This is a genomic window from Streptomyces sp. NPDC051963 (assembly GCF_044593495.1).
GTDB lineage: Bacteria > Actinomycetota > Actinomycetes > Streptomycetales > Streptomycetaceae > Streptomyces.
In genome coordinates this window covers 350,924-377,847 of the sequence record NZ_JBIUCC010000003.1, presented here as the reverse complement: position 1 = coordinate 377,847, position 26,924 = coordinate 350,924, and the positions used below count along the sequence as shown (strand labels likewise).

The window sequence follows — 26,924 nt, the reverse complement described above, 5'->3', positions numbered from 1 at the left end:
GGGGGTCCCTCGGGCCGAGAGCCGAGAGCCGAGAGCCGGGGAGGTCGGCGGTCGGTGGGGGTGGCTGGGTCAGCCGGTGTACGCGGCGAAGACCCGGGTGTAGTCCCAGTCGGACTGGCCCACACCGGAGCAGCTGTCGGCGGGGCCGCCGGTGCACGGGCGGTCACGGTTGACGGACCAGAAGGTCAGCCGGGCCAGGTGGTGTTGCTGGGCGTAGGCGAGCATGGTCCGGAAGTCGTTCACCGTGACGGTCTCGTTCTGGTCGGTGATGCCGTTCATCGACGAGATGCCCATGAGCCGGTAGGCCTGGTCGTCGCTGTAGCCGTAGGCGTTCTTCAGCGCGTTCTTGAGGCCTTCGGCGGCCTGTGTACTGAGGTTGCCCATGTTCTGGCCTACGCCGCCGAAGTTGAACGGCATGATCGTCCAGGCGTCCACGGTCAGACCGGAGGCGGCGGCCCGGTTGATCAGGCTGGTGTCGGGCCCGCTCGTGCCGGTGCCGATGGTGACGTAGACCTTCAGGCCGGCGTTGTTGGCCTTCACGGTCTTCAGGGCGTCCACGGTGCGCTGCTGCACGGTCGGGCTGTTGTAGGCGTCGGCTTCGAGGTCGATGTCGATGGCCTTGAGCCCGTACGCGCTGATGACCCGCTGGTACGCGGCGGCGAGTTCGCCCGCGGTGGAGCAGGAGCTCTCCAGCTTGTTGCCGCTCCAGCCGCCGAAGGACGGGACGACGTCGCCGCCGGCTGCACGCACGGTGTTGATCGTCTGCTGGTCCACGCCGCCGGTCAGCGCCCGGCCGCCGTCCCACTGGGGGTTGCAGTAGCCGTTGCTGAGCACGAAGGCGAGCGTGAAGTACTTGACGCCGGTGGCGTTGGTGACCGTGGTGGGGTTCGGCGGGCTGCCCCAGCCGTTGTAGAGGTATGGCGCCACGGCCATCGGCGTCGACGGGGTGCCGCCGTCGCCGGGGGCGGGCGCGGTCCACTTCTGGTTGGCGCCGCCGCCGCAGCTCCAGATCTGTATGCGGGTGCCGTTTGCGGAGCTGTTGCCGGTGACGTCGAGGCACTTGTTCGCCTGCGGGTTCACGATGTCGCGCGCGGCGGTGGTGGTCCACTTCTGATTGGCGGCGCCGGTACAGCTCCACAGCTGCACCGTGGCGCCGTCGGCCGTGGAATTGCCGGTGACGTCGAGGCACTTGCCGAGGGCGCGGATGGTGCCGTCGGTGCCGACCGTCCACTGCTGGGCGGCGGTGCCGTTGCAGTCGTAGAGCTGGACGGCCGTCCCGTCGGCGGAGTTCGCGCCGGCGACGTCCAGGCACTTGCCGGCCAGGCCGGTGACGGTGCCGGTGGCCGCCTGCGCGGGGGACGCGGTCAGCAGGCCGGTGGCCAGGGAGAGTGCGGCGAGGGAGACAACTGCGGGGAGAGGTCTGGGCATGAGCGCAGAGGGCCCTTCGTGGGGGATGGGCGACCGAGGCCGCGTTCACCTCATGAACAGTGGATGCGTCACACGGTGCGATGCTGAGCCGTGAACCTAAAGGTCTGGACCGCTTTCGTCAAGAAGTGAAGTAAGTTGTGAAGGAAGCGAGTTGCAGCTTCCGGCCAGCCGTGGTCCGCACGCGGGCGGGGGACGCATGCCCGGCGCTCGTCCCGCGTTGGTGCACCCGCAAACCAGTGACCCTGCGTGCGCACAGAACAGCCACGCGAGCTACCCCGGTCGTACAGCCCGACGTGGTACCTCTTGCCTTCCCGGCCGGTCGGCCGTCCTCAGCCCGTCAACGAACCCCCTGGTGCCACCGACATGACGAACCTCCCCTTCGGCCTGCTGCGCCGTGAAGCCGTCGTAGGTCCCGAACGCCTCCTGGCCCTCGGCGACGCCGTGTTCTCGATCGCGATGACATTGCTCGCCCTCGAGATCACCGTCGCGGAGGGCCTGCCCGACGACGAAGTCCCCCACGCTGTCCGGGAAGCCGTGCCGATGATCGGCGCCTACCTGCTCAGCTTCGCCGTCATCGGTGCCCTCTGGCTGGCCCAGCACGCCCTGTTCCGCTCGATCAAGACGGTCGACCGCTGGCTGCTCTACCTCTACTTCGCGCTCCTGGCAGTCGTCGCCGCACTGCCCTTCCCGACCCGGCTGATCAGCGAATACGGCGACACCGCCACGGCAACCGCCTGCTACGGAGCGGCGATCACCCTGGCCATCGCCCTGGTCTGCGGGATGTACCTGCGCCTCCTGGCGAACCCCGCGTCGGCGGTACCGGACACCTCCCCGGCAGTGCTGAGGGAAGCGGTGCGCCGCGGCGTCCTGCTGGTCCTGGTCTTCGCCAGCTCGGTCCCGGTGGCCTTCTTCTCGCCGTCCCTCGCCAAGTACTGGTGGCTGCTGGCGATCCCGGCCCGGCTGCTGTTCCGCGGGTCGCCCGACACCGCCGGGGTGCCGGCCGGGGAAGCCCGCTAGACCGTCGCCAGATCGAACTGTTCCCAGTTCCCGATCGCATCGCGGTTGGCGATCAGCGGGTCGGCGCCGCCGTTGTCGGCCGTCACGTATTTGGTGTTGGCGGCGGCGAGCAGGCTGACCGTGCCGTTGGAGTTGTTCACCAGCCGGAAGGTCTCCCAGGGGCCGATGGCGGTGCGGTCGGCGATCAGTGGGGAGGCGCCCGCGTCGGCGGCGGTGACGATACGGCCGTTGGCGCGGGAGCGCAGGGCGATGTTGCCGCTCCCCAGGTCGATCCGGTCGAACCGTTCCCATGAACCGGCCGCGTCATGGCCCGCGATCAGCGGCTTGGCGCCGGCGCTCTGAGCCGTCACGAACCTGCTGTTGGCCCGCGCCTTGAGGGTGATCGTGGCGGCGGCCGGGGTGCCCGCGGAGGTGCCGTTGACGTACGGCTGGGTGGGGCGGGTGGCGGTCAGCGCGAGCTCACCCTTGAGCATGCGGCCGCCGTCGCCCGTGAGGCGCAGATAGTAGTCGGCGGAGCAGGCGGTGCCGTCCTCGTCGAGGCCGAGCAGACCGGAGTCGGTGGGGATCCAGCTCTGCGACTCGGCGGTCTTGGCGATCTGGTTGCCCTCGTTGTACTCGTCGTACATCGAGATGTAGATGCCCCGCGACCCGGCCCGTACCACGTTGTAGAACTGCCGCCACATGAAGTCGCCGTGGGCCCGCTGGCGTTCGGCGACGTCGCCGGGCAGGACGCATGGCTGGTAGTCGATGCCGTGCGCTGCGCAGTCCGCGAGGTCGGGGACGGTCGCCACGTTGGAGAAGTCGTCGGAGTCGGCGGCCTTGCCGATCCGGCCGACCATCCACGGGGAGAGCATGTTGAAGGCGTGGTAGACGTCGCCGAAGCCGGGGCGGGAGTCGCTGGTGCCGGTGCGCCACCAGGTGGGGACGCCACCGATGACGTAACAGCCCTGGTTCTTGAACCAGTTGACGACGTCGAGACAGGCCGCGGCGGTGAAGTCGCGCTTGTCGTCGGTGAAGCCGAAGCCCCAGACGCACACGACCGGCTTGCCGTTCTGCATGGCGTAGGCCGGACTCGACGTGTACGCCGACATCTTGTTCGTCCAGTCGGTCTTGATCTCCGACTGCATGTTCGTCCAGCCGGAGACGTCGTACATGACGTAGAACTTCCGGCCGTACGCCTCCGCCGCGCTGCGCACCTTGGCCGTCATCTGGTCACGGGTGGGTCCTTCGCCGCCCGTGGGGTTGAAGCGCTGGAGGGCCGCCGTGTCGATGCCGTACTGCTGCATCCACAGGAAGTGGGCGTCGACCGTCTGCTGGTCGTAGGAGGAGAACAGGTTGGGTGTGCGGCCGTTGCCGAGGCCGGCGTAGGCCGTCGGGTAGGTCTTGGTGTAGTCACGGACGTCCGGCCACGAGGTGATGCCGTGGTTGGAGGGGGACGGCGGCTGGGCGCTGTTGGGGCTCCAGTGCCGCCACGCGTTGATCGGTGCGTTGTCGCCCTTGCAGGCGAACCAGCCCTGGTAGCCGACGGTGACCTTGCCGACGACGTCGCCGGGGCCGCCGGCGGTGACGCTCGTGTCGGCCGCCGAGGCGGCCCGCGCCACGGCGAACGCCCCGAGGCCGGCGGCCGCGGTGCCGCCGGCCGTCGCACCCAGCACTCTGCTGCGCGTCCAGACCGGTGTGCGGTGGGACTTCGGCATGGGGTGCTCCGAGGGGGAGGAACCGAGCTGTGCCCGGCGAGAAAAGGGGGAGGGGAACTTGGATAGTTCAAGGCGTGAGTTAAGTGAGGGCGCCGGGGGGGCGTCAAGGTGCGCGTGCCCTGTATGGGGAGGCAATGAGCGGAATGGACGGGTCCGCCGGCGCTCTTTGTCAGGAGTTATTAAGGATCGGCTGAGCCGGTTCACAAGAACGGTCACCAGGCTCGGATGCAGTTGCCCCAGCGAAGGGAGCTCCATCATGAGCGACCACGACCCGGCCGCCCCGGAGACGACGACCTTGCGGGCCCCCCGGTCGTTCGTGCGGCGGATGATCCTGAGGAAGGGGGGATGGATCGTGATCGCCGGGCTGACCTGTGCGGCGCTCGGAACCACCCTCGGTGTCACCTCCGCCGCAGCGGACCCCTCGTCGTCCGCTGCCGCCGAGGCCACCTCCTCGCCGGCGCCCGGACCCACCGGTGGCGGACCCGTGGCCGACCCGTCCGACGGGGGTGCGACCGGCATCGTCGACGCCACGTCCAGGACGGGCTTCACCATGACGACGGCGACGGGCGTGCAGGTGACGGTGACCGTGACCTCCGCCACGAAGACCGTCGGAGCCCCGGCCAAGGCGGTGAAGGAGGGCGCGAGCGTCCTCGTCCTCGGGACGGTGGACAGCGCGACCGTCGACGCGACGCGCGTCGTCGTGCAACGCGGAGGCGACGGTGGAGCCGCGGCCGTCGAAGCGGCCGGAGTGATCCCCTTCCAGCAGGGCACACCGTCACCGGACAAGTCGGTGGGCCGGATCCCCGACTACACCGAGGGCGAGGGGACGATCATCAACGGAACGACCGCGTACAAGGCGATCCAGGCCGCACAGGCCGTCGTCCCCGGAGGCATCAACGACCGCGTCGTCCAGCTGGAGAACGGCGAGTACGAGGTCCACAACATCAGCGTCAACTGGCCGCACCACACCTTCGTCGGCAAGGACTTCAAGGTCCTCGGCTACGAGTAGGCGCTAGGGGCGACCGGTGAACAGGCCGTGGAACCCCAGCGGGACGATATGGGGCGCCTGCGCCCGTGCCAGGACGTCCAGTGTCCCGGCGTCCAGCACCAGGAGCGACGACGACTGTGCGGCCGCGTCGAGTACGACGGACAGCAGCACGCCCTCGTCCTCGGCGGTGGCGTCCGGGGCGGGGACGAAGACGGGCTCGCCGGGGTAGCAGTCCTCCTCGCACCACGTCCGCGTTCCGCCCGTCATGACGTCGACCTTGACGAGCTGGTTGATGAAGTCGTCGTCCCGGCCGCCACGGGCGCTGACGCCATAGGCGTACCGGTAGGGGCGTCCGTTGCATCGCGTGTAGTCGATGCGCGGCAGGTCCATGGTCTCGTCGGCCAGCCGTTCGGTCCCGACGCGACCGGAGCGCAGGCCGATCCGGTAGCGGGTGGGGTACGAGACCGGCACGCCCCGCCCGGCACGGAGCCGGTCCAGGTAGAGCGCGTCGATCACCGAGGCGTCGTCGTAGGCGCACAGGTCGAGGATCAGGTGTCCGCGGTCCTCCTCGTCCTCCCAGGCGTTGATGTGGTGGAACGCGAAGCACGCCGCGGTCTCGTACACCCCGCGTACGGTCCCTTCGCGCCGGTCGAAGACGATGAAGCGCGTGCCCTGTGCCGGCTCCCAGCGGTAGTTCTCGATGAACGGACGGCCGCTCAGGAGCAGGCTCATGGGGTTCACGGTGAGCGGGAACTCGGCCAGGACGACATACCGGCCGGTGATGGCGAAGCTGTGCATGTAGCCGGGCCGGGCCACCGGATGCCGGGCGATCAGCTCGCGGCGCGTGCCGGGGGAGGGCTGTCGGTAGACGCGGTACTCGCTGCGGCGCGAGAAGTGCGTCATGAAGTTGACGAGGTCGCCGGTAGCCGGGTCCTGGTGCGGATGCGCGGTGGTGAGGTGGCCCTTGAGGGCGTCCTCGTAGTCGACGACACCGGCGGTGGCGAGCGTCTCCGGGTCGAACTCCACCGGCAGCGGTGTCTCGGTCATGGCCACGAAACGGTCGCCGAAGCGGGTCACATTGACGTTGGTGTTCACGACGTCGCGCCGGGCGAAGACGCTGAAGAAGCGCCCGAACAGGGAACGGCACGGGTCGGTCGCGAACTCGGGGTACTCGATCCGTCCCGCCTCACGTGCGGTCCGGCTGCTCGGCGTGTCCACATACCTGTTGCTGTACGAGACGTGGCCGTCGCCGAAGGAGAAGCGGTGCAGCATCGCCTGACCGTCGAACCAGTGCCGGAAGGCCCTGCCTCCCGTGCCGCTCCCCGCCTCGAAGCGGGCCGGGCCGTTGCGCAGCAGGCTCCCCTGGAGCCAGCCCGGCAGTTCGCCCTTGACCGGCAGCTCCCGGTCGGCGACCTCGGTGTCCAGCGTACGGAACCCGGCTGTGAAGCCCTTCGACGTGCTCATGTGCTCCACCCCACATGACGTCATGGACTTGCGTCAGGGTCATTCACCCAACGGGCCGAGGGACTGTCAAGGCCGGTCGGCCATGAGACCGGCCGGTGGCCCCTCCGGTTCGTGGGCTGGACACCCTCTTGACGGCGGGACGCAGTGGATCGACACTCCAGAAAGGAATCCTAGTGAACTGGTAGGGAACCATGGCGCGCCTCGAGTCGGTCATCAGCCCGGTGTGCCGTACGCCTGCGCAGTCGCCGCTTCTGACTTCCCGCCGTCACATCGATCTGCTGCGCGTCTGCAGCGCGATCGGACCGCTGGGCTGAGTCGCGCCGCCGCCCGTTGCCCACTGCCCGCTGCCTGCCGCCCGTGTCCGACGACGTCTGCGCCGTACGTCCGTCCGTGCGCCCATCCCCGGGGAGACTCATGTCCGTCACACCGCTCGCCGCTGTCCCCTCCGTGCCGTTCGCCCCCGGGTTCCGGGGGCGGATCGGGCGGGATGCGCGCAGTGGGCACTACGCCGTGCCGCGCCGCTATCGCCTGCATCTGTCGCCCGCCTGTCCGGACGGGCTGCGGATCGCCGTCGTGCACAGCCTGCTCGGGCTCGACGACAGCTGTCCGGTGACCTTCCTGGCCGATGTGCCGGACTCTCCCGACGGCGGTCACTCCGCGCTGCGTCCGCTGTACGAGGCGAGTGCGCACCGGTATGCGGGCGCGGCCGTCGGCCCGGTGCTCAGCGACGACTGGTCGGGGCGGATCGTCAGCACTCATGCCGCCGACATCACGCGCGACCTGGCCCGGCACTTCGGCACGGGCCGCGCCGCGCTCTACCCGTGCGGTGCGGAGGGGGAGATCGAAGCCGTGGAGCGACTGTGCTCCCAGCGCATCGACGCGACCGCCCAGCGGGCCGGACGCGCCGGCGCCGATGCGGAGGAGCGCGCCACCGCGCTCCGCTCGCTGCTCGCGACCCTGAACTCGCTGGAGCACCGGCTCGCCGCCGACGAGTTCCTGGTCGGTCATCAACTCACCGCTGCCGACGTCGAGTTGTGGGTCACCCTGGTGCAGCTCGACACCGTCCACCGCAATCACCTGGACGCCGCAGCCGTGCACCGCATCGCCGACCATCCGGCCCTGTGGTCCTACGCCCGCCGACTGGCCGCCCACCCGTCCTTCGGCCGCCACCTCGACCTCGCCGGCATCGCCCGCCGGCACCAGGCCCACTGCCGGGGACTGGAGGCGGCCGGTGCGGCCGTGCAGATCCTGGACTGGGCCGTCCACACGGGTCGCGGCTGAGCGACCGGCGTCAGTCCGCCCAGTCGAGCTGATGCTCGGGCGTCCCCAGCGACCGGCCGTACGCGACCGCTTCGGCGCGGCCCGCCTCGTCGCCGATCCGATAGCGGAACACCTTGCCCGCGAAGACGACGACACGCTCCTCGCCCACGATGAAGTCCGCATACCAGCCGCTCTCCGCCTCCAGTGCGGAGGCGAGGGCGTCGGTGACGCCGGTGATGTCCTCGGCGTCCGCCTCCCACTCGACAAACGTCCACAGGCTCGGCTGTGCGCCGGTCGCGGTCGCCGAGACATCCATGCGGCTCATCCCGCGCAGACGAAGGCCCTGCGGCTGGAACACGGCGCCCGGGCGCAGGCTCTCTCCGATGACGTATCCGGTGATCGTGCGCAGCGATGAACTCATGCACCGAAGCTAGCCGTTGCCACTGACAGTGGCGTGGTGGCGGGACGTCACCCTCCCCCGAAGGTGGCGTCCCGCCACCGCTCCCCCGGTGCCGGACAGTGGTCCGACCGACCGTGGCGGGCGGTCATGTGCCGTCACCAGCACATGACCGCCGTGTCCCCCGATCCCCACGTCGAGTGGAGGCGCACACGGACGAAGTAGCGGCGGCCCTTGACGAGCCTGGCCCTGACGGCTGCGTTGTGCGGTGTGCCCCCGTCGTCCTGGCCCGAAAGGTAGCGGGGTTCGCCGTCCCGTTCCTCGAAGACCACGACGACGGTGTCGCTGTCGCCGAAGGTGCCCAGGCAGTACTCCCGGGTCTCCGGCGGCTCGACGACGAAGTCGGCCTGCTCGCCGGGGCCGAGGCGCAGCGTCGCCGAACGGAAGGGCACCAGCTCGGCCGGCCCCGGCACCTCGGCCGGCGGATACCAGCGCAGGACGAACTCCTTGTCGGCCGGGGAGAGGGTGCCGGGCGGGTTCAGACCCGCGCGGTACTGCTCCGGCTCCAGGATCAGCCCGTCCGAGAACGGATACTCCATGATCGACTGCGGGTCCCAGACGGAGCCGTTGACCTCGTCCGGGTCGAGCTTGCGCAGGATGTTGAAGTGCGTCTTGTCGCGGCTCCAGAAGTTCGGCGGGCCCGCCAGGTCGGCGTAGACGGCCTCGTCGTCCCAGTGGATGCCGGCGAACGGGTTCTGGTGCTCGTGCAGCATGCCGAGCGCGTGCCCCACCTCGTGCAGGGCCGTCCCGCGCTCCCCGGGCGCGGTCAGGTCCCAGCCGAAGTTCATGGTCCGCTCACCCCGGCCGACCCGCAGGGCGTCCTTGCCGACGGTCGACCAGGAGCCGTCGCCGAGCTGGAACCCGATCCGCAGCTCGGCCTCCGAGCGGTCGCCGACCTCCACGAAGTGGAGACCGACCCCCAGGTCCCGCCACTCCTGGAAGCACTCCCGCACAACGTCCCGCTGCTCCTTGGAGCCGACCCACGACACCCGGCGGGTCTCCCCGGTCCCCGGTACGGATATCACGGATCCGTCGGAGTCGCCGTCGAAGAAGTAGTAGTGCAGCACGGTGCCGTTGACCCACATCTGGCGGCCGCCGATGAGCGCACTGAGCCGCTCGGCGGTCAGCCCCGGTGCGAAGACGGGGGCCGACTGCTGCGAGAGGGCGCAGTAGCGAGCGGTCATGCGATCAGAGTGCCGTCCACCGGCCCCGGGCGCCTGAGTCGGGGGCTACTCAAGTCGCCGTGTATCAAGTGTGAGTAACCCTGCTCTTGTTGATGTGATGACCTACGAAGGTGACGCGAAGACCCTGGAACTGCCCTGGCCGTTCACCGGCCGGGAGAACGAACTGGAACTGATCCGCCAGACCTTGACCGCGGGCCGGCACGGCATCGTGGTGACGGGCCCGGCGGGCTGCGGCAAGACCCGGCTCGTCACGGAGGCGGTCCGCGGCACCGACTGCGCCAAGGCGGCCGGGACCCCCGAGACCCGGCACATCCCCTTCGCCGCGTTCGCGCATCTGCTGCCCGAGACGGTCACCCTGCACAAGGCGGTCCAACTGCTGTCCGCCGTACGGACGTTGCTGGTGGACGACGCACATCTGCTCGACGACGCCTCGGCCGCGCTGGTCCACCAGCTGGCATTCCAGGGCCGCACCCGGCTGCTGGTCGTGGCCAGGGACGGCGTCCCGGTGCCCGGCGCGGTGTCGCGGCTGTGGACCGCTGAGCTGCTGCCGCGCCTCACCCTGGATCCGCTGCCGCGCGAGGAGACGGCCCAGCTGTCGGCCGCGGGCTCCGGCGGCCGGCTGGAGCCGCTCACCGTGACCCGGCTGCACCGACTGTGCCGTGGCGATCTACGGCTGCTGCGCGACCTGTCGGGCGCGCTGCGCGAGCGCGGGTTGCTCACCGGGATCCCGGGCTCGGACGAACGGGCCTGGCGCGGCCCTGTGCCGCTGACCCCGACCGTGCGGGAACGGACCGCTTCGGTCGTCGACCGCGTAGACCCCGATGAGCGCGAGACCCTCGAACTCCTCGCCTTCGCCGAGCCTCTGCCGCCGACCGCCGACGACTTCGATCTGCGGGTCCTCGAACGCCTGGAGACCGACGGGCTGATCGGCATCGACGACCACGGCGCCGTCCGTCTCGCCCACCCCCTGCACGGCCCGGTGCTGCGGGCCGCGGCCGGCCGGCTGCGGGCCCGCAGGCTCGCCCGTACACCGGACCAGTGCGGACCCGCCCTCAAGGACGAGGCCGCCGAGCTGGTACGGCGGATCGACGAGGCCGACGTACGAGAGCTGCGGGCACCCGTGGGGGAGTGGCTCGTCGAGGTGGGGGAGCCGGTCCCCGCCGAGTACGCCGCCGTACGCGCGCGTGCCGTGCGGCTCCGCGGCGAGTTGCGCGAGGCCGCGGCCTGGGCGCGGGAGGGCCTGCGGGAGTCACCCGACGATTCCGCCTGCCTCCTCGAACTCGCCCTCGCCGCCGCCCAGTCGGGCGACGTGACGACGGTCCACGAGGTCCTGGCCGGACGTCCGGCGGAGGGTGAGGCGGCGATCTGGCTGGCGGCGGCACGCGGCGACTACGACTCCGCGGTCCAGCCGGTCGCCGGGGACGGCATGTTCGCCCAGTACGACGCCGTCCGTCTCGGCGCTCCCGGAAAGGCCGCCGCCCGGCTTCCGGTGGGCAGCGTGTTCGCCGCCCACGCGGACGCGCTCGCCCTTGGCGACGGACCGGGTCTGGACCGGGCGGCCGAACGGCTCCAGGAACGCGGTTTCCTGCTCTTCGCGGCCGAGGCGCACGCCCAGGCCGCACGGGTCCACCGCGACCCACGCGCCGCCCGCACCTCCCGCACTCGCGCCGTCGCCCTGGCCCGCCGCTGCCAGGGCGCCCGCACCCCGGCCCTCTCCGGTCTCGTCCTCGGCGAACTCACCACCCGCCAACGCCAGATCGTCACCCTCGCCGCCGCCGGCCTCAGCAACCGCCAGATCGCCGAACAACTCACCCTGTCCATCCGCACAGTCGGCAACCACCTCTACAGCGCGTACGCCCGCCTCGGCGCCAGCGACCGGACAGCCCTGCCGTGGCTGATGGAACTCCCCGACACACAACCGGCGTGAGACAAGCGCCCCAAAGGGGCGCGGGGAACTGCGCACCAGCCCCCACCGGCCTGCAGCCAAAGACGGCGCAACCAGCGGAGCTAAGCCGCTCCGAACGCCGAGAACGCCCACCCCGTGGCCTGGTGCACCGCATCCCCCGGCAGGGCGGCGCGGGCGTCGCGCAGGGCCTCGGCCAAGGACAGGCCGGCGCTCAGTCCCTTGTGCAGGGCGAGCATCAGTGGGACCACCGCGGCGTCGTTGACGGGGGCGCTGCTCGCCAGGACGCCCGCCGTCCCGAGGGGCAGCAACGCGGTGACGAGGCCGAGGAGTTCGTCGGCGCCGACGGAGGCGAGCCGGGCGGTGTCGCAGCTGGAGAGGATGATCCGGTACGGGCTGCGGTCGAGGCGCTCGAAGTCGTGCACGATGAGCGGTCCGTCCGCCATCCGCAGCGACGAGAACAGCGGACTGTCCGCGCGGAAGGTGCCGTGCGCGGCGATATGGGCCAGCGCCGCGCCGTCGAGCGCCTCCAACACGCGCGGCACGCTCGCGTCGTCGTGTTCCAGGACCGTCGGCCTGCCGTACCGGTCGGCCACTTCCGGCACTTCCGCGCCACCGGTCGCCAGCCCCGGGCCGCGTACGAGCACATGGCGGCCACCCGGCGACGGCTCGGTCTCCCTCGCGCGCAGCCAACTGCTCGCCGACGGCGACACGCTGAGCACCCGCTCCCGCAGCGACGGCAGCAGCGCCCACGGCACACGGTGCAGCCGGCCCGGCGGCACCACCACGACCGGACCGGAGCCCAGATGCGCGGCCGCCGGGCCGAGCAGCAACTCCTCCAGGCGCCGCCCCGCCGCCTCCACCACCGGCAGCCGGCCCTCCGCCCCGGGATGCGCCAGCCGCCGCAGCCCCGCCTGCACATGCTCGGCCTCGACGACCGCGTCCGCGAGCAACCCGGCCTCGAACCGCCTGACCCGGCCCTGCCCGCACAGCAGCACATGGACGCGTCCGTCGAGCACCGCGAGTTCGACCAGCCGCACCTCACCGAGGCGCTCCAGCAGTCGGGCCGGGTCGAAGGCGGCCCCGTCGCCGGGCGAGTCGCCGCGGATGTGCAGGGTGCGGGAGCGGATCTCCCGTTCCAGACGCCGCTGTTCACGTTCCAGTGCGGGCACCGGACGGCCGTCCATGCGCGCATGTTCCGCGCGCGCGGCGATCTCGCGGTAGGCGGTGAGGCTTGTCTGCAGCGCCGGGTCGGCGGGCGGCCGGGTGGGCGGCGTGGACAGAGCGGTGGCCCGCCAGCGTTCGCTCCACACCAGCAACTGCCGCGGCCCGCCGGAGACCAGACTCGCCTGCTGGGCCAGCGCGGCCAGTTCGGCGCCCTGTTCGGTGGCGCGGGCGCGCAACTCCGAGGCGCCGAGCGTCATCCGGTGGTCGTCGAGCACGTCGAGACCGTGCCGGCACGCCTCCAGGACCCGTCGGCCGGAACCGGCGGCCTGCGCGCGCAGCGCCTGCGCCGCCCAGCCCGTCAGCCGCGCCAGTGGCGGCCCGCTGTGCCGGCTGCGCGCGGCGACGGTCAAGTGCCGTTCCGCGTCGGTACGCCAGCCCAGTGCGAGCGCGATCCGGCCGGCGAGCAGCGACGCCTCGGGCGCGGCCGGCGCGCCGAACGCGGCCAGCCGGTCCGCAATCCCGGCCGCGTCCGCGACCAGCCGGCCCGAGGTGCGCCCGGCGGCGACCCGCGCCTCGATCAGCACCAGCCTGGCGTGCGTCTCCCACCAGGTGCGCCGCTGCGCCGCGAACAGCCGTACGGCGAGATCCGCGCGGGCGATCGCGGTCTGCGGATCGCCCGCGAGACGCGCCGCACGGGCGGCGGCCAGCAGCAGCTCCGCCTTGCGGGTGGACTGTCCGCCGATGCCGTCGAGCACTCCGGTCGCCGTGTCGGCCTCGGCGAGCGCCTCGGGAGCGAGGCCCGCCGCCATCAGCACCTCGCAGCGCCGGATGCTGAGCATGAACGTCGGTGTGTCGAGCTTGGCGTACCGCTCCTCGGCCTCGTCGAGGAGCCGCAGCGCGGCAGGGACGTCCCCCGACCGGAACGCGGCGAGCCCCCGGCTCTCCACCACGTCGGCCTTGTCGTGGTCCTGGCCGGTGGTGTCCCACAGCGCCTCGGCGGCGGTGAAGTCGGCCTCGGCGCGCTCCACCGCACCCAGCGCCAGATGCACCGTGGCCCGCAGGGTCAACGCCCGCGCCGTCCAGATGACGTCGTCGGCCTGCCGTAGCACGGGTATGGCCCGGCGCACGTCCTCCAGCGCCTCCCGGTGATGGCCCAGCACCCACCAGACATAGGCGCGCCGAAACAGGACACGCGCCCGGGTCAGGCCCGTACCGCGTGCGACACCCCGCTCGAACGCCTCCAGGCCCTGCCGGGTGCTGCCCGCGTGGACCAGCGCCACGCCGAGGGTGCCCAGGACGTCCGCCTCCCGGTCGGCCGACTCCGCGCGTGCCGCCAGATCGCGGGCGCGCCGCAGATGCCGCAGGGCGATCCGCAGGTCGCCGAAGTCCCGCTGCCAGATGCCGATCACCTGGTGGGCGACACTGGCGTGCAGCGGTGAGGGATCGTCGGCGAGCACCTGTTCCGCCCGCGCCAGAGCCTCTTTCGGTGAGGCGAACACCATCGGCAGCAGTTCGAGAACCGAGTCGCTTCCCGCTGTCACCCCAAGGATGGTAGTAGCCGCAGGTACACGCCACACGGGTTTGTTGCTGTATCAAGCGACGGCTCAGTGACTCTGACTGACGACCGAAGCCTCAGTGGGAGGGGACACGCGATGGCACCTCAGCGATTCCATGAGCAGTTCGATCAGATCCAGCGCTCCATGCCGGACGTGCCTCTGGCGATGGGGCCGGACGACTCCGCCGAGTTCTTCTACGAGAAAGGCGTCGTCCTCGCCCGCGACGGCGAGGAGGCCCGGGTCGTCGAGGAAGCCGTGCGCACGCACTTCACCGAGTTCACCGGCCTCACCTCGGACCGGGTGCGCCGGGCGGGTCCGGAGACCAACCGCTCGGGCATCACCCGTATCCAGGTCGGCGACCCCGGCCACGGGGACCGCAGCGGCGACCGTGCCGTGGCGGGGGCCCTGCGCGCCCTGCGGGAGACGGAGGGCCGCGCGGGACGCCGGCTGGTCAGCCGCAACCACGTGGTGTCCACGACGGTCAACGCCTGCAACCCGGCGGAGCCCGTCCCGGCCCTGCTCACACAGACGCCCAACCCGGCCCCGACAGAGGCGACGTACGACCCCGACACGGCCGTCGGCGTGCTGGTCATCGACACCGGCCTGGTGCACGACTACCGCTCCTACCCGCTCATGGCGCATGTGCAGGGGGACGCGCAGATCAAGGAGTGCGACGGCGACGGAATCCTCCAGCAGTACGTCGGACACGGCACGTTCATCGCCGGACTCGTCGCGGCCCTCTCGCCCAACACGGACATCGACGTCAGCAACACGCTGAACGACGCGGGCGCCATCCTGGAGTCCGAGTTCGGCGAGAAGCTCTTCGACGCCGTCGACCGGCACGGCTGGCCCGACATCATCAGCCTCTCCGCGGGCACACCCAACGGCAGCGCCGACGGACTGCTCGGTGTGGAGGGCTTCATGCAGGCGCTGCGCGCCCAGCCGCGCACCCTCCTCGTCGCGGCCGCCGGCAACAACGCCAGCGCCACACCCTTCTGGCCCGCTGCCTACGCGGACCTGCCCGACTACGCGAACGTCGTGCTGTCGGTCGGCGCACTGCGCAGCGACGGCGAGTTCGGCGCCTGCTTCACCAACCACGGCCCCTGGGTGAAGGTCTACGCCCCCGGCGAGCAGCTGACGAGCCCCCTCATCGGCTTCGACGCCCCCGTCCCGTACGTGTACCAGCACACCACGTACGACGCCTGCCGGTTCGGCTTCTCCTACCTGTGCACCTGCCAACACCCCGGCCACACCGGCGTGTTGACCTCCGGTTCGGCCAAGCCGGACCAGGTGATGTTCGAAGGGTTCGCGCACTGGAGCGGGACATCGTTCGCCACCCCCGTCGCCGCCGGTCTGGTCGCCGCCCACATGACCGCGCACAAGGAGTCCGACGCCCGTGCCGCCCGGCAGCAACTCCTCTCGGCGAACACCGAGTTCGCGGAGGTGCGCGGGGCGCACGTACCGGCGCTGCGCCCGAGCACCTGGCGTCCGGTGCCGGTGGTGCAGCGCTCCGTCGGCGCATGAGGGCCGGAGTCGCCTCTTCCACGGCGTACGATGACTTGCCGTACACGAGGGGTGGGGCCGTGGACCGTGCAGATGTCGGCGTGCTCGTCCAATCCGCCGTCGACGGCGATGCGGCGGCCTGGAAGGCGCTGGTGGAAGGGCTGAGCCCACTGGTCTGGTCCGTCGTGCGCGCGCACCGGCTCTCCGACGCCGACGCGCACGAGGTGTACCAGACCGTGTGGTTCCGTTTCGCCCAGCACCTGGGACGTATCCGAGAGCCCCAGAAGGCAGGGGCGTGGCTGGCCAGTACCGCACGGCACGAGTGCCTGAAGGTGCTGAAGAGCTTAAGGCGGCTGACTCCGACGGACGACGCCCAACTGCTGGACCGGGTCAGCGAGGACCGTACGCCCGAGCAGTACCTGATCGACTCCGAGGAGGCGGCCGCGCAGACCGAGCGCATCCGGCGGCTGTGGGAGGAGTTCGAGGAACTCGGCGACCGCTGCCGCCAGTTGCTGCGGGTGCTGATGGCCACGCCGCCGCCCAGCTATCAGGAGGTGTCCGCCGCACTGGGTATCGCCGTGGGCAGCATCGGGCCGTCGCGCCAGCGCTGTCTGCGACGTCTCAGGGCCCGACTCGACGCACGAGGAGCGCTGTGAACGAGATCAACGACGACGGGCTCTTCGCCGACGAGGCGTGGGCCGAGGAGCTGGACGAGGACATGGCCGACGGCCTGCTGGACGAGCTCCGCCAGGCCGCCGCCATCCTCGACCCGGTCCCGGCGGAACTGCGGCGCTCCGCTGTCGAGGCCTACGCGCTGCGCGACCTCGACTCCCGGCTGGCCGAGCTGACGTTCGACTCACTGGTCGACGCGATCCCGGTCAGAGGGGTCACGGACGCGCCGCGGATGCTGACCTTCCGCTCGGGGGACGTGACCGTCGACGTCGAGGTGTCCGGGCAGGGTCTGATGGGGCAGGTGCTGCCGCCGCAGCCGGCGAGCATCGAGGTGCTCGGTGGGCCGCAGCCGGCCTCGCGCACCATGCTCACGGCCGACGACATGGGCCGCTTCACCTCCGACGCGCCTCCGGCCGGTCCGTTCGCGCTCCGGCTGCGGACCGGCGGGGACGTGGTGGTCACGGAGTGGCTGCGGGCCTGACGCACCCCTGCCCGTACGTGCTTCGGATCGCCTGACTCACCAGGCGCACGGCAGGGTCTGCGGCCCGCGGATCATCGTCTTCCGTCGCCAGACGACCTGGTCGGCGGGGACGGCGAGCCGCAGCCCCGGCAGCCGTTCCAGCAGCGTGCCGATGAGCAGTTCCGTCTGGAGCCGGGCCAGGACGGCACCGGTGCAGTAGTGCGATCCGTTGCCGAAGGCCAGGTGCGGGTTGGGGGCACGGTCGAGGTCGATCCGGTCCGGGTCGGGGAAGACCTCCGGGTCACGGTTGGCGGCCAGATAGGAGACGTAGACGGCGTCCCCGGCGGCGATGCGCTGCCCGCGCAGTTCGACGTCCTCCAGGGCGATACGGGCCAGGCCGACCGAGGTGCGGTGCGGGATGAAGCGCAGCAGTTCGTCCAGGGCGGCGTCCCGCACCTCGGGCCGGTTGCGCACACCCTCCATCAGCTCGGGCCGGGTGAGCAGCAGATACAGCATCTGGCCGCAGTTGTGGGTGACGGCCTCGCCGCCGATCTGGAGTGGACCGGCGAGGCCCACCGCCTCCGTCTCGCTGATCTCACCGCGCCCGACGGCGGCGCCCAGCATCGAGTACACGTCGTCACCCCCGCTGCCACCACCGCGGATCGTCTCCGTGATCCAGGTGTACATACCGTTCTTCGCACGGTCGGCGGCCTCGGCGCCGCCGGACGTGGAGATGATCTGCCGCGTCCAGGCGTGCACCTGCTCCCGGTCGCAGGCGGGCACGCCCATGACCTCGCTGACCAGGTTGATCGGGAAGGGCTCCAGCACCCGCTCGATGAGGTCCGCGGGAGGTCCGTCCCGTACGACGCCGTCGACCAGGTCGTCGAGCATCTCCTGTGCCCGGGGCCGCAGTCGCTTCATCGCGCCCACGGTGAAGGCACCGGCGACGGCCTTGCGCAGCCGGTTGTGGTCGGGCTGGTCGGCGAAGGCGAGCGAACCGGGCCTGGGCTTGAAGTGCGGTGCCAGCCGGGTGATCTGACGTTGCGTCACCTCGGCGCGGCCGAACCGCGGATCGTTGGTGATCATCTTCACGTCGTCGTAGCGGGTGGCCAGCCACGCCCACCCCTCGCCGTGCGGCAGCCGGATCCGGGTCAGCGGGCCCTCGCGCATGAGATCCGCGAGGAACGGGTCGAACTCCGTTCCGTCCAGGTCGAGCGCGGGCCAGTCCCGTACCGGCGGCGGGGCCTGGTCGGTCAGCGTGGTGGTCTCCTCGGTCATGCCCCCACCCTCACCTGCCCCCGGCCCGGCTGTCGCGCGGGAGTGCTCCAGCCGGAGGTCAGTGCGGCAGGGCGTCCACCAGCCGGGCCAGCGCCGAGGCGAGCCGGGACAGTCCCACCCCGGCGGGCCCGCCCGGCTCGGTCATGTAGGTGTCCCGGCGGATCTCCACCATCAGGGCGCTCACCCGCGGCTCGCTCCGGTAGAACTCCAGCGGCACATACGTACCGCTGAACGGGCTGTCGACGCCCGTCCGACCGAATGCCTCCCGCGCGGCCGCCAACAGCCCGGGCGGCGTGTGAAAGGAGTCGGTGCCCAGACAGACCGGCGGCCGGGGCCCCGCACCGTGCAGTTCGTAGGGCAGCGCGGCGCTGGGATAGGAGTGCACGTCGACGATCACGGCCCGGCCGGTCGCGGAGAGCCGATCCGCCACCGCGTCTTTCATGGCCTTCGCGTACGGCCGGAAGAAGCGGTCGATCAACGGCTCGGGGTCGGTGTCCGCGGGCCGCAGCACGCCCCGGTGCGTGGTCCGCGTGTACACCGCGCCCATCCCTACGGCGAGCATCTCCTCCCGCTCGTCCGGGAACCGCTCCGGGTCGACGACCAGCCGGGAGAGCCGGTTGACGAACCGCCAGGGGGTGACGGCGGACAACTCGGCCGCCGCGTGGGCGAGTTCAGCCGTGTGCGCGTCGGTGATGTGGTCGAGCTCCCGTTCCAGTGCCTCGTCGTTCAGCACGATGCCGGAGCGGACGTCGGCCGGGATGTCCCGCGCCGAGTGCGGAACATGCAGGATCACCGGCGAGTCGGTGGCACCGGGGAGGAGTTCGAAGGCAGGCGGTGCGGACTGGGGCATCGGGCGGCTCCTGGTGAGGACGTCGGGCTGCCGGCAACGAAACATGGCTCCGCCCCGGCCGGGCAACGCCGACCGGGGCGGAACACACAAGCGGGCCGCGAAGCCCCCGGGTCAGCTGAGCGACGCGAGCGCCTCGTTCCACGTGGTGGACGGACGCATGACCGCGGCGGCCTTCGCCGGGTCGGGCTGGTAGTAGCCGCCGATGTCGGCCGGCTTGCCCTGGACGGCGTTCAGCTCGTCGACGATCTTCTGCTCGTTCGCGGAGAGCGTCTCGGCGAGCGGGGCGAAGGCCTTGGCCAGCTCCGCGTCGTCGGTCTGCCTGGCCAGCTCCTGCGCCCAGTACAGGGACAGGAAGAAGTGGCTGCCGCGGTTGTCGATGCCGCCGACGCGGCGGGTCGGGGACTTGTCCTCGTTGAGGAAGGTCGCCGTGGCGCGGTCGAGGGTGTCGGCGAGGACCTGGGCGCGCGGGTTGTCCGTGGCCTTCGCGTACTGCTCCAGGGACGGAACCAGCGCGAAGAACTCACCGAGCGAGTCCCAGCGCAGGTAGTTCTCCTTGACCAGCTGCTGGACGTGCTTCGGCGCGGAGCCGCCGGCGCCCGTCTCGAACAGGCCGCCGCCCGCCATCAGCGGCACGACCGACAGCATCTTGGCGCTGGTGCCCAGCTCCAGGATCGGGAACAGGTCGGTGAGGTAGTCACGCAGCACGTTGCCGGTGACCGAGATGGTGTTCTCGCCGCGCCGGATGCGCTCCACCGACAGCTTGGTGGCCTCCACCGGGGCGAGGACCTTGATCTCCAGGCCCTCGGTGTCGTGCTCCGGCAGGTAGGCGTTGACCTTGGCGATCAGGTTGGCGTCGTGCGCGCGGGTCTCGTCCAGCCAGAACACCGCCGGGTCGCCGGTGGCGCGGGCGCGGGTGACGGCCAGCTTCACCCAGTCCTTGATCGGGGCGTCCTTGGTCTGGCAGGCGCGGAAGATGTCGCCGGCGGAGACGGTCTGCTCCAGGACGGCGTCGCCGTTCTGGTCGACGAGGCGGACGGTGCCCGTGGTCGGGATCTCGAAGGTCTTGTCGTGGCTGCCGTACTCCTCGGCCTTCTGCGCCATGAGGCCGACGTTCGGGACCGAGCCCATGGTCGACGGGTCGTAGGCGCCGTTGGCGCGGCAGTCGTCGAGCACGGCCTGGTAGACGCCGGAGTAGCTGGAGTCCGGCAGCACCGCGAGGGTGTCGGACTCCTGGCCGTCCGGGCCCCACATGTGGCCGGAGGTGCGGATCATGGCCGGCATGGAGGCGTCGACGATGACGTCGGAGGGGACGTGCAGGTTGGTGATGCCCTTGTCGGAGTCGACCATCGCCAGCTCCGGGCCCTCGGCGAGCTCGGCGTCGAAGGAGGCCTTGATCGCGGTTCCCTCCGGGAGGCCCTCCAGGCCCTTGTAGATGCCGCCCAGACCGTCGTTCGGGGACAGACCGGCGGCGGCGAGCTTGTCGCCGTACTGCGCGAACGTCTTCGGGAAGAAGGCGCGCACCACATGGCCGAAGACGATCGGGTCGGAGACCTTCATCATCGTGGCCTTGAGGTGCACGGAGAACAGCACGCCCTCGGCCTTGGCCCTGGCGACCTGCGCGGTCAGGAACTCGCGCAGCGCGGCGACACGCATCACGGAGGCGTCGACGACCTCGCCCTCGAGGACGGGTACGGACTCCCGCAGGACCGTGGTGGAGCCGTCGTCGCCCTTGAGCTCGATACGGAGCGAGCCGGCCTCGGAGATCACGACGGACTTCTCGGTGGACCGGAAGTCGTCGACGCCCATCGTCGCCACGTTCGTCCTGGAGTCGGAGCTCCAGGCGCCCATGCGGTGCGGGTGGGTCTTGGCGTAGTTCTTGACCGAGGCGGGGGCGCGGCGGTCGGAGTTGCCCTCACGCAGGACCGGGTTGACCGCGGAGCCCTTGATCTTGTCGTAGCGGGCCTGGATCTCCCGCTCCTCGTCGGCCTTCGGGTCGTCCGGGTAGGCCGGCAGCGCGTAGCCCTGGGCCTGGAGCTCGGCGACCGCGGCCTTGAGCTGCGGGATGGACGCCGAGACGTTCGGCAGCTTGATGATGTTGGCCTCGGGCGTCTTGGCCAGCTCGCCCAGCTCGTGCAGGGCGTCCGGGATGCGCTGGTCCTCGGTGAGGTACTCCGGGAACACCGCGATGATGCGGCCGGCCAGCGAGATGTCCCGCGTCTGGACGGCGACACCCGCCTGCGAGGCGTACGCCTGGACCACCGGCAGGAAGGAATACGTTGCCAGGGCCGGGGCCTCGTCAGTGTGCGTATAGATGATGGTCGAGTCAGTCACCGGGTGCTCCGCTCCACGTCTGCAACATTGCTCGACATCAAGATATCTCGTGATCGACCCGGGCTCGACAGGGGTCCTCGTACGGCTTCTCGAATCCTGTGCATCTTCTGAGAGATTTCAAGCGTCTGATCTTGTGGTCATGCACCTTGATCCCACTGCATCCGACGGCCGGACCTGACCACCCGGCCGCCCGAGCGAAAGCGGACCATGAGATATCGCACCAGACTGACGGCCCCGGCCGCGCTGATCGGCACCGCCGCGGCACTGTCCGTCGGTACCCAGGCGCACGCGGCTCCGGCGACCGGCACCAGGACCGGCACCCCCGGCCCGGAGACCCTGGGGGACTCCGTCTACCCGAGCCTCGGCAACGACGGCTACCGCGTGGCCGCCTACCACCTCGACCTCGCGTACGACGCCACGACCAAGCTCGTCGACGCCACGGCCACCCTGAAGATCACCACCACCCAGGAGTTGACCCGCTTCTCCCTGGACGCCCTCGGCCTGGACATACACACCGTCACGGTGGCCGGCCGCGCGGCCGCGTTCGAGCAGGCCGGCGAGAAGCTGCGGATCACGCCCGCCCGGTGCCTGCCCGCGGGCAGGAAGGCCGATGTCGTCGTGACGTACACGGCGGACCCGCGCCGCACCCTCGCGCACACGGCGTGGGTCCCCACCCCGGACGGCTTCGCCGTCTGCCCCCAGCCGGATGCGGCACACACCGTCTTCCCGTGCAACGACCACCCCTCGGACAAGGCCGACTTCGCCTTCCGCATCACCGTCCCGGACGGGCTGCGCGGTGTGGCGAGCGGCCGGCTCGTCCGTACCGAGAAGCTCGCCGGCGACCGGACCGCGTACACGTACCGCTCCCGCTCGCCCATCGCCACCGAGGTCGTCCAGATCACCGTCGGCGACTATGTGATCAAGGAGCGGCAGGGGCCGCACGGGCTGCCCCTGCGGGACGTCGTGCCGGTCTCGCGGGCCGCCGCCCTGGAACCGGCGCTCGCACTCACGCCCAACCTGGTCGGCTGGCTCGAGGCACGCCTCGGCGCCTACCCCTTCGAGACCTACGGCCTGCTGCCCGCCAACACCGACGCCGAATTCCCCGGCGAGTTCACCGGACTGGAGACCCAGACCCTCACCCTGTACAAGCCGAACTACCTCCTCCAGGCGGAGCCCAAGATCGGCTCGCACATGATGCACGAGCTGGTCCACTCCTACTTCGGCAACCTGGTCTCACCGGCCACCTGGGCGGACCTGTGGATCAACGAGGGCCACGCCGACTTCTACGGGCTGCTCTACCGCTACGAGCGCGGCTGGCCGGACTCCATCGGCATGACCACGATGGAGGCGCGGATGAAGAACACCTACGCGCAGGGCGACCAGTGGCGCCGCACCTCGGGCCCGGTCGCGGCCTCGAACGCGGTGAACCTCTTCGACAGCCAGCGCTACCTCGGCGGCGTCCTGGTGCTCTACGCCCTGCGCAACGAGATCGGCGAGAGCGCGTTCAACGCCGTGGAGCGCACCTTCCTGGACCGCTTCCGCAACGCCTCGGCGTCGACGGACGACTACATCGCCGTCGCCTCGGAGGTCTCCGGCCGCGACCTGTCCGGCTTCCTGCGGGACTGGCTCTACGGCACGAAGACCCCGCGGATGCCCGGCCACCCGGACTGGACCGTGACGCCGCCGAGCTCGGCACTGCGGCAGCCGGAGAGCCGGACGGACGGGCACCACGACAACTCGGCCACCCTGTAGGGGATCAGTTGAGCCGGGTGGAGGGGACTTCGCCCGGCTCGACCTCGATCTCCGCCCCGCGCTGCTGCGGAATCGACACCGAGCCCTGTTGCAGCGCCACGGTGCGGGTCGGGGAGGGGATGCGGATGCCCTCCTGGTGGTAGCGCTTGTGCAGGCGCTTGACGAACTCGTGCTTGATGCGGAACTGGTCGCTGAACTCGCCGACGCCCAGGATGATCGTGAAGCCGATGCGCGAGTCGCCGAAGGTGTGGAAGCGCACGGCCGGTTCATGGTCCGGCATGGCACCGGTGATCTCGGTCATCACCTCGGCGATCACCTCCATGGTGACCCGCTCCACGTGCTCCAGGTCGCTGTCGTAGGCGACCCCCGCCTGGAGCAGGATGGTGAGGTCCTGTTCGGGGCGGTTGTAGTTGGTCATGTTCGTCCCCGCCAGTTGGCCGTTGGGGATGATGACCAGGTTGTTGGAGAGGTTGCGGACGGTGGTCTGCCGCCAGTTGATGTCGGTGACATAGCCCTCCTCGCCGCTGCTGAGCCGGATGTAGTCACCGGGCTGCACGGTCTTCGAGGCGAGGATGTGGATGCCCGCGAAGAGGTTGGCGAGGGTGTCCTGAAGAGCCAGGGCCACCGCGAGACCGCCGACGCCCAGGGCGGTCAGCAGCGGGGCTATGGAGATGCCCAGCGTCTGAAGCACCACCAGACAGCCGATCGCGAGGACCACGACCCGGGTGATGTTGACGAAGATCGTCGCCGACCCGGCGACCCCGGAACGGGACTGGGTGACCGTGCGGATCAGGCCGGCGATCATCCGGGCCGCCGCGACCGTCACGACGAGGATGAGCAGGACGGTCAGGCTCTGGTTGACGTTGTGATGAACCGTGCCGGTGAGCGGCAGCGCCGCGCCCGCGGCCGCCGCGCCGCCCACCACCGCGGCCCAGGGCACCACGGTCCGCAGCGCGGCGACGATGACCTCGTCGCCGGTCCAGCGGGTCCGGTCCGCGTGCTTGCCCAGCCAGCGCAGCAGCATGCGCAGCAGAAACGCCGCCAGCAGGCCCGCGGCCACGGCGATGCCGGCGATGACCAGGTCGTGCATGGTGAGTTCGCGGTTCACCGGTCACCTCCGGGGAGAAGATCCGCGGGGACATTCCTCGCCGACGGCCGGATGTGAAGTCTCGTCACGTGGTCACCTGCTCGCTTCCGTGATGTGCGCCTCGCGCCGGACAGCCACTTCGCAGTCCGGCGCGACCGCTCATCCTGCCGTATCGGGCACAGGAGTTCGTACCTCGACCGGTGTGCGGATCGCGCAGCTCAGACGATTCCCTCCGCCAGTTCGGCCTGGTCCCGGTCGTCGCCGTAGGCCGCTGTGGTGGGCGTTCCGTACGAACGGCGGGCCACGAACCACCACACCGTGGCGAGGACGAGTACGACGGCGAGGGCGATCGAGGCGTAGTTCATTGTGTCGACCGTCACCGGAGAGGACTGGGGCAGGCAGAACAGCACCGTGACACAGGCCACCCACCCGACCGCGATCCAGCCGATCGGCTTGCTCCACCGGCCCAGGTTCCAGGGGCCGGGCTGGAAACGGTCGCCGGCCCGCAGGCGCAGGAACACGGGGATCGCGTACGCGGGTGTGATGCCGATGACGTTGATGGCGGTGACCGCGCCGTACGCCGTCGTCGAGTACAGGGACGGCAGGGCGAGGACACCGGCGACCACCACCGACAGCCAGACGGCGGCGAGGGGTGTCTGGGTGCGACTGCTGACCTTGCGCCAGAGGTGGGAGCCCGGCAGGGCCCGGTCGCGGCTGAACGCGAACACCATGCGGCTGGCCGCGGCCACCTCCGCGTTGCCGCAGAACAGTTGGGCGACGATCACCACGAGCAGCAGGGCGCTCGCGCCGTCCGTGCCCAGACCGTCGAGCAGGATCTGGGCCGGCGGCACCCCGGTCTCGCTGGCGCGGGTCGCGTCGTAGTCCTGGATCGCGAAGGTGAGACCGGCGAGCAGCACGAAGCCCGCCAGCCAGGAGACCCAGATGGAGCGCACGATGCCGCGGGACGCCGACACCGAGGCGTTGGAGGTCTCCTCGGAGAGGTGGGCCGAGGCGTCGTAGCCGGAGAACGTGTACTGGGCGAGCAGCAGGCCGATCGCGGCCACGTAGACGGGGTTGGACCAGCCGGTGTCGTTGACGAACTCGGTGAACACGAAGGACGGCGACTGATGGTGGTCGGGGACGATCGCCAGCGCGCCGACGATGACGGCGACGCCCGCCAGGTGCCACCACACGCTGATCGAGTTGAGGAGACTGACCAGCCGGACGCCGAAGAGGTTCAGCGTGGCGTGCAGCAGCAGGATCACCATGAAGATCAGGAACGTCTTCTCCGGCGTCGGCTCGAAGCCCCACTGGAGGTTCAGGAAGGCGCCGGTGAACAGGGCGGCCCCGTAGTCGATTCCGGCGATCGCGCCGAGCAGACCGAGCAGATTCAGCCAGCCCGTGTACCAGCCCCAGCGGCGGCCGCCGAGCCGGTCGGCCATGTAGTAGAGGGCGCCGGACGTGGGATAGGCGCTGGTGACCTCGGCCAGCGCGAGACCCACGCACAGCACGAACAGGCCGACGCCGGCCCAGCCCCACAGCATCACGGCGGGACCGCCGGCGCCCATGCCGAAGCCGTACAGGGTCATGCAGCCGGACAGGATCGAGATCACCGAGAAGCTGATGGCGAAGTTGCCGAAGCCGCCCATACGGCGGGCGAGCACCGGGCGGTAGCCGAGTTCGCGCAGGCGCTGTTCCTCGTCGTGGGGCGGGACGCCGGGCGGAGCGGGGGTGCGGGACATGCGGAACCTACCTCCGGGAGAGGACGGGGTCAGGGGCGTGGGCGTAAGTCGTCCGCGGCCGACCGGCTGCGGGTGCGCGCCTGGAGGAAGATCTCCACCGCCTGGGTGCGGTCGCCCGGATCGAGGGTGCGGTAGGACCAGGGGACGGGTGTCCAGTACGGGCCGAGCGCGTCGAACACCCGGGCGGCCTCGGGGAAATGGAGGGCGCCCCACAGCGCGTGGGCGAGGTGGTTGAGGTCCAGCAGGGAGCGTTCGTCGGGAGGGGTGAGCTCCAGCCAGGAGTGGAACGCCTGGCGTGCCTCGCGGGTGGCGTCCTCCGCCACCCAGTGCAGATCGAGCGCGGCGTCCCGCCCGCCCGAGCGGCGGTAGCGCTCCACCCGCACATACAGCGGCAGGACATGCAGCGCGGAGCCCGGCGGCGCCGAGTCCGAGGCCCAGTGCGCGTACCCGGACGCCTCCGCCAGCCGCCCGGACGCGCCGCGCCCGTAGAGGAACTGGAGCATCCGGTGGTGGGCCTCACGGTTGTACGGGTCGCGTTTGTCGGCCTCCGCGAGCAGCCCCCAGGGGCCCGGCGGCAGCATCGGCTCGGGAGGTCCCCACCGGTGTTCGGACCAGCGCTGGTCCCGGTCCAGCTGCGCCAGCGCCAGCAGGCACACCCAGGGGACCGGGTCCTGCGGTGCGCTGCGCGCCACCGTCTCGCACGCCCGCCAGGCCTCCTGCCACAGCTCGTGCGTACGGTGATGGTCCTCCCGGTGGGCCCGCAGGGTGCGTTCCACGGTGACCCGGGCGTGCATCACCGCGGCCGGGACGCTGTGCGGTTCCTCGGACAGCCAGGCCCGCACCACGTCGGTGCCGGCCGCCGCGGTGGCGAGGACCTGGGTGCGCTGTGTCCACTGCCACCACTCCTTGGTGTCCAGGAGGAGACCGCGCATCGACATCCAGCGGCCGGTGCGCAGCTCCTGGAGGGTGGCGCGCAGTGCGGAGTCATGGCCGGCGGGATCGTAGGCGGGACGGGTCTCTTCTTTGGCCATCAGCCGCCTGCCCCTGGATCGGGGCAGGTCGGAGCGGCACGGTGGACTAACAACAGCCCTCCTCTGGGCGGCAGTTGAGGAGTCGCGCGGTCGGCGG

At 71.0% G+C, this 26,924-nt stretch carries 21 protein-coding genes; 9 read left to right on the top strand and 12 right to left on the bottom strand.

Features of this window, described 5'->3' with window-relative positions; genetic code table 11:
• Positions 1 to 69: 69 nt before the first annotated feature.
• Positions 70 to 1,428: a lectin gene (locus tag ACIHFB_RS13965; protein ID WP_400126898.1), complete on the bottom strand. Its 1,359-nt coding sequence runs from the start codon at positions 1,426 to 1,428 to the stop codon at positions 70 to 72.
• Positions 1,429 to 1,791: 363 nt separating this feature from the next.
• Here ACIHFB_RS13965 and ACIHFB_RS13960 point away from each other — a divergent pair, with 363 nt between their 5' ends.
• Positions 1,792 to 2,445 carry a TMEM175 family protein gene (locus tag ACIHFB_RS13960; RefSeq protein ID WP_400126897.1) on the top strand — a complete coding sequence of 218 codons (654 nt, stop codon included), beginning with the start codon at positions 1,792 to 1,794 and terminating at the stop codon, positions 2,443 to 2,445.
• Here ACIHFB_RS13960 and ACIHFB_RS13955 read toward each other — a convergent pair.
• A complete protein-coding gene (locus tag ACIHFB_RS13955) occupies positions 2,442 to 4,142 on the bottom strand; it encodes a xylosidase (protein WP_400126896.1) in 1,701 nt (566 codons plus the stop codon). The genes ACIHFB_RS13960 and ACIHFB_RS13955 overlap by 4 nt on opposite strands.
• 256 nt (positions 4,143 to 4,398) lie before the next feature.
• On the opposite strand from ACIHFB_RS13955, the gene ACIHFB_RS13950 reads away from it, so the two are divergent.
• A complete protein-coding gene (locus ACIHFB_RS13950) occupies positions 4,399 to 5,151 on the top strand; it encodes a hypothetical protein (RefSeq protein WP_400126895.1) in 753 nt (250 codons plus the stop codon).
• 3 nt (positions 5,152 to 5,154) lie between these two features.
• Here ACIHFB_RS13950 and ACIHFB_RS13945 read toward each other — a convergent pair whose 3' ends face one another.
• Positions 5,155 to 6,594, bottom strand: coding sequence for a carotenoid oxygenase family protein (locus tag ACIHFB_RS13945; RefSeq protein ID WP_400126894.1), 1,440 nt, complete (start codon positions 6,592 to 6,594; stop codon positions 5,155 to 5,157).
• Positions 6,595 to 6,785: 191 nt separating this feature from the next.
• Between ACIHFB_RS13945 and ACIHFB_RS13940 the strand changes: the two genes are divergently transcribed.
• A complete protein-coding gene (locus ACIHFB_RS13940) occupies positions 6,786 to 6,908 on the top strand; it encodes a putative leader peptide (protein WP_400126893.1) in 123 nt (40 codons plus the stop codon).
• Positions 6,909 to 7,008: 100 nt separating this feature from the next.
• Positions 7,009 to 7,875 (top strand): glutathione S-transferase C-terminal domain-containing protein, encoded by an 867-nt coding sequence (locus tag ACIHFB_RS13935; RefSeq protein ID WP_365280331.1) that lies wholly within the window; start codon positions 7,009 to 7,011, stop codon positions 7,873 to 7,875.
• A 10-nt stretch (positions 7,876 to 7,885) separates the two neighbouring features.
• Here the strand turns inward: ACIHFB_RS13935 and ACIHFB_RS13930 are convergent, their stop codons facing one another.
• Positions 7,886 to 8,275, bottom strand: coding sequence for a hypothetical protein (locus ACIHFB_RS13930; RefSeq protein ID WP_365280328.1), 390 nt, complete (start codon positions 8,273 to 8,275; stop codon positions 7,886 to 7,888).
• Between the two features lie 134 nt (positions 8,276 to 8,409).
• Positions 8,410 to 9,495: a M12 family metallopeptidase gene (locus ACIHFB_RS13925; protein ID WP_400126892.1), complete on the bottom strand. Its 1,086-nt coding sequence runs from the start codon at positions 9,493 to 9,495 to the stop codon at positions 8,410 to 8,412.
• A gap of 97 nt (positions 9,496 to 9,592) precedes the next feature.
• On the opposite strand from ACIHFB_RS13925, the gene ACIHFB_RS13920 reads away from it, so the two are divergent.
• A complete protein-coding gene (locus tag ACIHFB_RS13920) occupies positions 9,593 to 11,422 on the top strand; it encodes a LuxR C-terminal-related transcriptional regulator (RefSeq protein ID WP_365280322.1) in 1,830 nt (609 codons plus the stop codon).
• An 80-nt stretch (positions 11,423 to 11,502) separates the two neighbouring features.
• Here the strand turns inward: ACIHFB_RS13920 and ACIHFB_RS13915 are convergent, their stop codons facing one another.
• Positions 11,503 to 14,106 carry a CHAT domain-containing protein gene (locus tag ACIHFB_RS13915; protein ID WP_400126891.1) on the bottom strand — a complete coding sequence of 868 codons (2,604 nt, stop codon included), beginning with the start codon at positions 14,104 to 14,106 and terminating at the stop codon, positions 11,503 to 11,505.
• Positions 14,107 to 14,217: 111 nt separating this feature from the next.
• On the opposite strand from ACIHFB_RS13915, the gene ACIHFB_RS13910 reads away from it, so the two are divergent.
• Genes ACIHFB_RS13910 through ACIHFB_RS13900 form a run of 3 tightly spaced genes read left to right on the top strand, consistent with a single transcriptional unit; the run spans position 14,218 to position 16,777 of the window.
• Positions 14,218 to 15,645 carry a S8/S53 family peptidase gene (locus ACIHFB_RS13910; protein ID WP_365280317.1) on the top strand — a complete coding sequence of 476 codons (1,428 nt, stop codon included), beginning with the start codon at positions 14,218 to 14,220 and terminating at the stop codon, positions 15,643 to 15,645.
• 59 nt (positions 15,646 to 15,704) lie between these two features.
• Positions 15,705 to 16,280, top strand: a complete 576-nt coding sequence (locus ACIHFB_RS13905) for a sigma-70 family RNA polymerase sigma factor (protein ID WP_365280314.1) — start codon at positions 15,705 to 15,707, stop codon at positions 16,278 to 16,280.
• Positions 16,277 to 16,777 carry a hypothetical protein gene (locus tag ACIHFB_RS13900; protein WP_365280311.1) on the top strand — a complete coding sequence of 167 codons (501 nt, stop codon included), beginning with the start codon at positions 16,277 to 16,279 and terminating at the stop codon, positions 16,775 to 16,777. The genes ACIHFB_RS13905 and ACIHFB_RS13900 overlap by 4 nt, the downstream gene beginning before the upstream one ends.
• A 36-nt stretch (positions 16,778 to 16,813) precedes the next feature.
• On the opposite strand, the gene ACIHFB_RS13895 is transcribed toward ACIHFB_RS13900, so the two are convergent.
• The 3 genes from ACIHFB_RS13895 to ACIHFB_RS13885 form a co-directional block, all read right to left on the bottom strand.
• Entirely contained in the window at positions 16,814 to 18,034 is a 1,221-nt protein-coding gene (locus ACIHFB_RS13895) for a cytochrome P450 (protein ID WP_400126890.1), read from the bottom strand.
• Between the two features lie 58 nt (positions 18,035 to 18,092).
• Positions 18,093 to 18,884: an N-formylglutamate amidohydrolase gene (locus tag ACIHFB_RS13890; RefSeq protein ID WP_365280305.1), complete on the bottom strand. Its 792-nt coding sequence runs from the start codon at positions 18,882 to 18,884 to the stop codon at positions 18,093 to 18,095.
• 111 nt (positions 18,885 to 18,995) lie between these two features.
• Positions 18,996 to 21,215 carry an NADP-dependent isocitrate dehydrogenase gene (locus ACIHFB_RS13885; RefSeq protein ID WP_400126889.1) on the bottom strand — a complete coding sequence of 740 codons (2,220 nt, stop codon included), beginning with the start codon at positions 21,213 to 21,215 and terminating at the stop codon, positions 18,996 to 18,998.
• A 207-nt stretch (positions 21,216 to 21,422) separates the two neighbouring features.
• On the opposite strand from ACIHFB_RS13885, the gene ACIHFB_RS13880 reads away from it, so the two are divergent.
• A complete protein-coding gene (locus ACIHFB_RS13880) occupies positions 21,423 to 22,967 on the top strand; it encodes a M1 family metallopeptidase (RefSeq protein WP_400126888.1) in 1,545 nt (514 codons plus the stop codon).
• A gap of 4 nt (positions 22,968 to 22,971) precedes the next feature.
• On the opposite strand, the gene ACIHFB_RS13875 is transcribed toward ACIHFB_RS13880, so the two are convergent.
• The 3 genes from ACIHFB_RS13875 to ACIHFB_RS13865 all read right to left on the bottom strand — a co-directional run bounded on the left by ACIHFB_RS13875 (position 22,972) and on the right by ACIHFB_RS13865 (position 26,827).
• Positions 22,972 to 24,075 carry a mechanosensitive ion channel family protein gene (locus ACIHFB_RS13875; RefSeq protein WP_365280297.1) on the bottom strand — a complete coding sequence of 368 codons (1,104 nt, stop codon included), beginning with the start codon at positions 24,073 to 24,075 and terminating at the stop codon, positions 22,972 to 22,974.
• A 197-nt stretch (positions 24,076 to 24,272) separates the two neighbouring features.
• Positions 24,273 to 25,796 carry an amino acid permease gene (locus ACIHFB_RS13870; RefSeq protein WP_400126887.1) on the bottom strand — a complete coding sequence of 508 codons (1,524 nt, stop codon included), beginning with the start codon at positions 25,794 to 25,796 and terminating at the stop codon, positions 24,273 to 24,275.
• Between the two features lie 29 nt (positions 25,797 to 25,825).
• Positions 25,826 to 26,827 carry a hypothetical protein gene (locus ACIHFB_RS13865; RefSeq protein ID WP_365280291.1) on the bottom strand — a complete coding sequence of 334 codons (1,002 nt, stop codon included), beginning with the start codon at positions 26,825 to 26,827 and terminating at the stop codon, positions 25,826 to 25,828.
• Positions 26,828 to 26,924 lie beyond the last annotated feature (97 nt).

Bases quoted from the DNA above. Each gene is read 5' to 3' on its own strand.
- ACIHFB_RS13960 (WP_400126897.1), top strand. From the start codon at position 1,792: ATGACGAACCTCCCCTTCGGCCTGCTGCGCCGTGAAGCCGTCGTAGGT.
- ACIHFB_RS13865 (WP_365280291.1), bottom strand. From the start codon at position 26,827: ATGGCCAAAGAAGAGACCCGTCCCGCCTACGATCCCGCCGGCCATGAC.
- ACIHFB_RS13870 (WP_400126887.1), bottom strand. From the start codon at position 25,796: ATGTCCCGCACCCCCGCTCCGCCCGGCGTCCCGCCCCACGACGAGGAA.
- ACIHFB_RS13955 (WP_400126896.1), bottom strand. From the start codon at position 4,142: ATGCCGAAGTCCCACCGCACACCGGTCTGGACGCGCAGCAGAGTGCTG.
- ACIHFB_RS13910 (WP_365280317.1), top strand. From the start codon at position 14,218: ATGGCACCTCAGCGATTCCATGAGCAGTTCGATCAGATCCAGCGCTCC.
- ACIHFB_RS13930 (WP_365280328.1), bottom strand. From the start codon at position 8,275: ATGAGTTCATCGCTGCGCACGATCACCGGATACGTCATCGGAGAGAGC.
- ACIHFB_RS13965 (WP_400126898.1), bottom strand. From the start codon at position 1,428: ATGCCCAGACCTCTCCCCGCAGTTGTCTCCCTCGCCGCACTCTCCCTG.
- ACIHFB_RS13895 (WP_400126890.1), bottom strand. From the start codon at position 18,034: ATGACCGAGGAGACCACCACGCTGACCGACCAGGCCCCGCCGCCGGTA.
- ACIHFB_RS13940 (WP_400126893.1), top strand. From the start codon at position 6,786: ATGGCGCGCCTCGAGTCGGTCATCAGCCCGGTGTGCCGTACGCCTGCG.
- ACIHFB_RS13950 (WP_400126895.1), top strand. From the start codon at position 4,399: ATGAGCGACCACGACCCGGCCGCCCCGGAGACGACGACCTTGCGGGCC.
- ACIHFB_RS13920 (WP_365280322.1), top strand. From the start codon at position 9,593: ATGACCTACGAAGGTGACGCGAAGACCCTGGAACTGCCCTGGCCGTTC.
- ACIHFB_RS13890 (WP_365280305.1), bottom strand. From the start codon at position 18,884: ATGCCCCAGTCCGCACCGCCTGCCTTCGAACTCCTCCCCGGTGCCACC.
- ACIHFB_RS13925 (WP_400126892.1), bottom strand. From the start codon at position 9,495: ATGACCGCTCGCTACTGCGCCCTCTCGCAGCAGTCGGCCCCCGTCTTC.
- ACIHFB_RS13880 (WP_400126888.1), top strand. From the start codon at position 21,423: ATGAGATATCGCACCAGACTGACGGCCCCGGCCGCGCTGATCGGCACC.
- ACIHFB_RS13945 (WP_400126894.1), bottom strand. From the start codon at position 6,594: ATGAGCACGTCGAAGGGCTTCACAGCCGGGTTCCGTACGCTGGACACC.
- ACIHFB_RS13935 (WP_365280331.1), top strand. From the start codon at position 7,009: ATGTCCGTCACACCGCTCGCCGCTGTCCCCTCCGTGCCGTTCGCCCCC.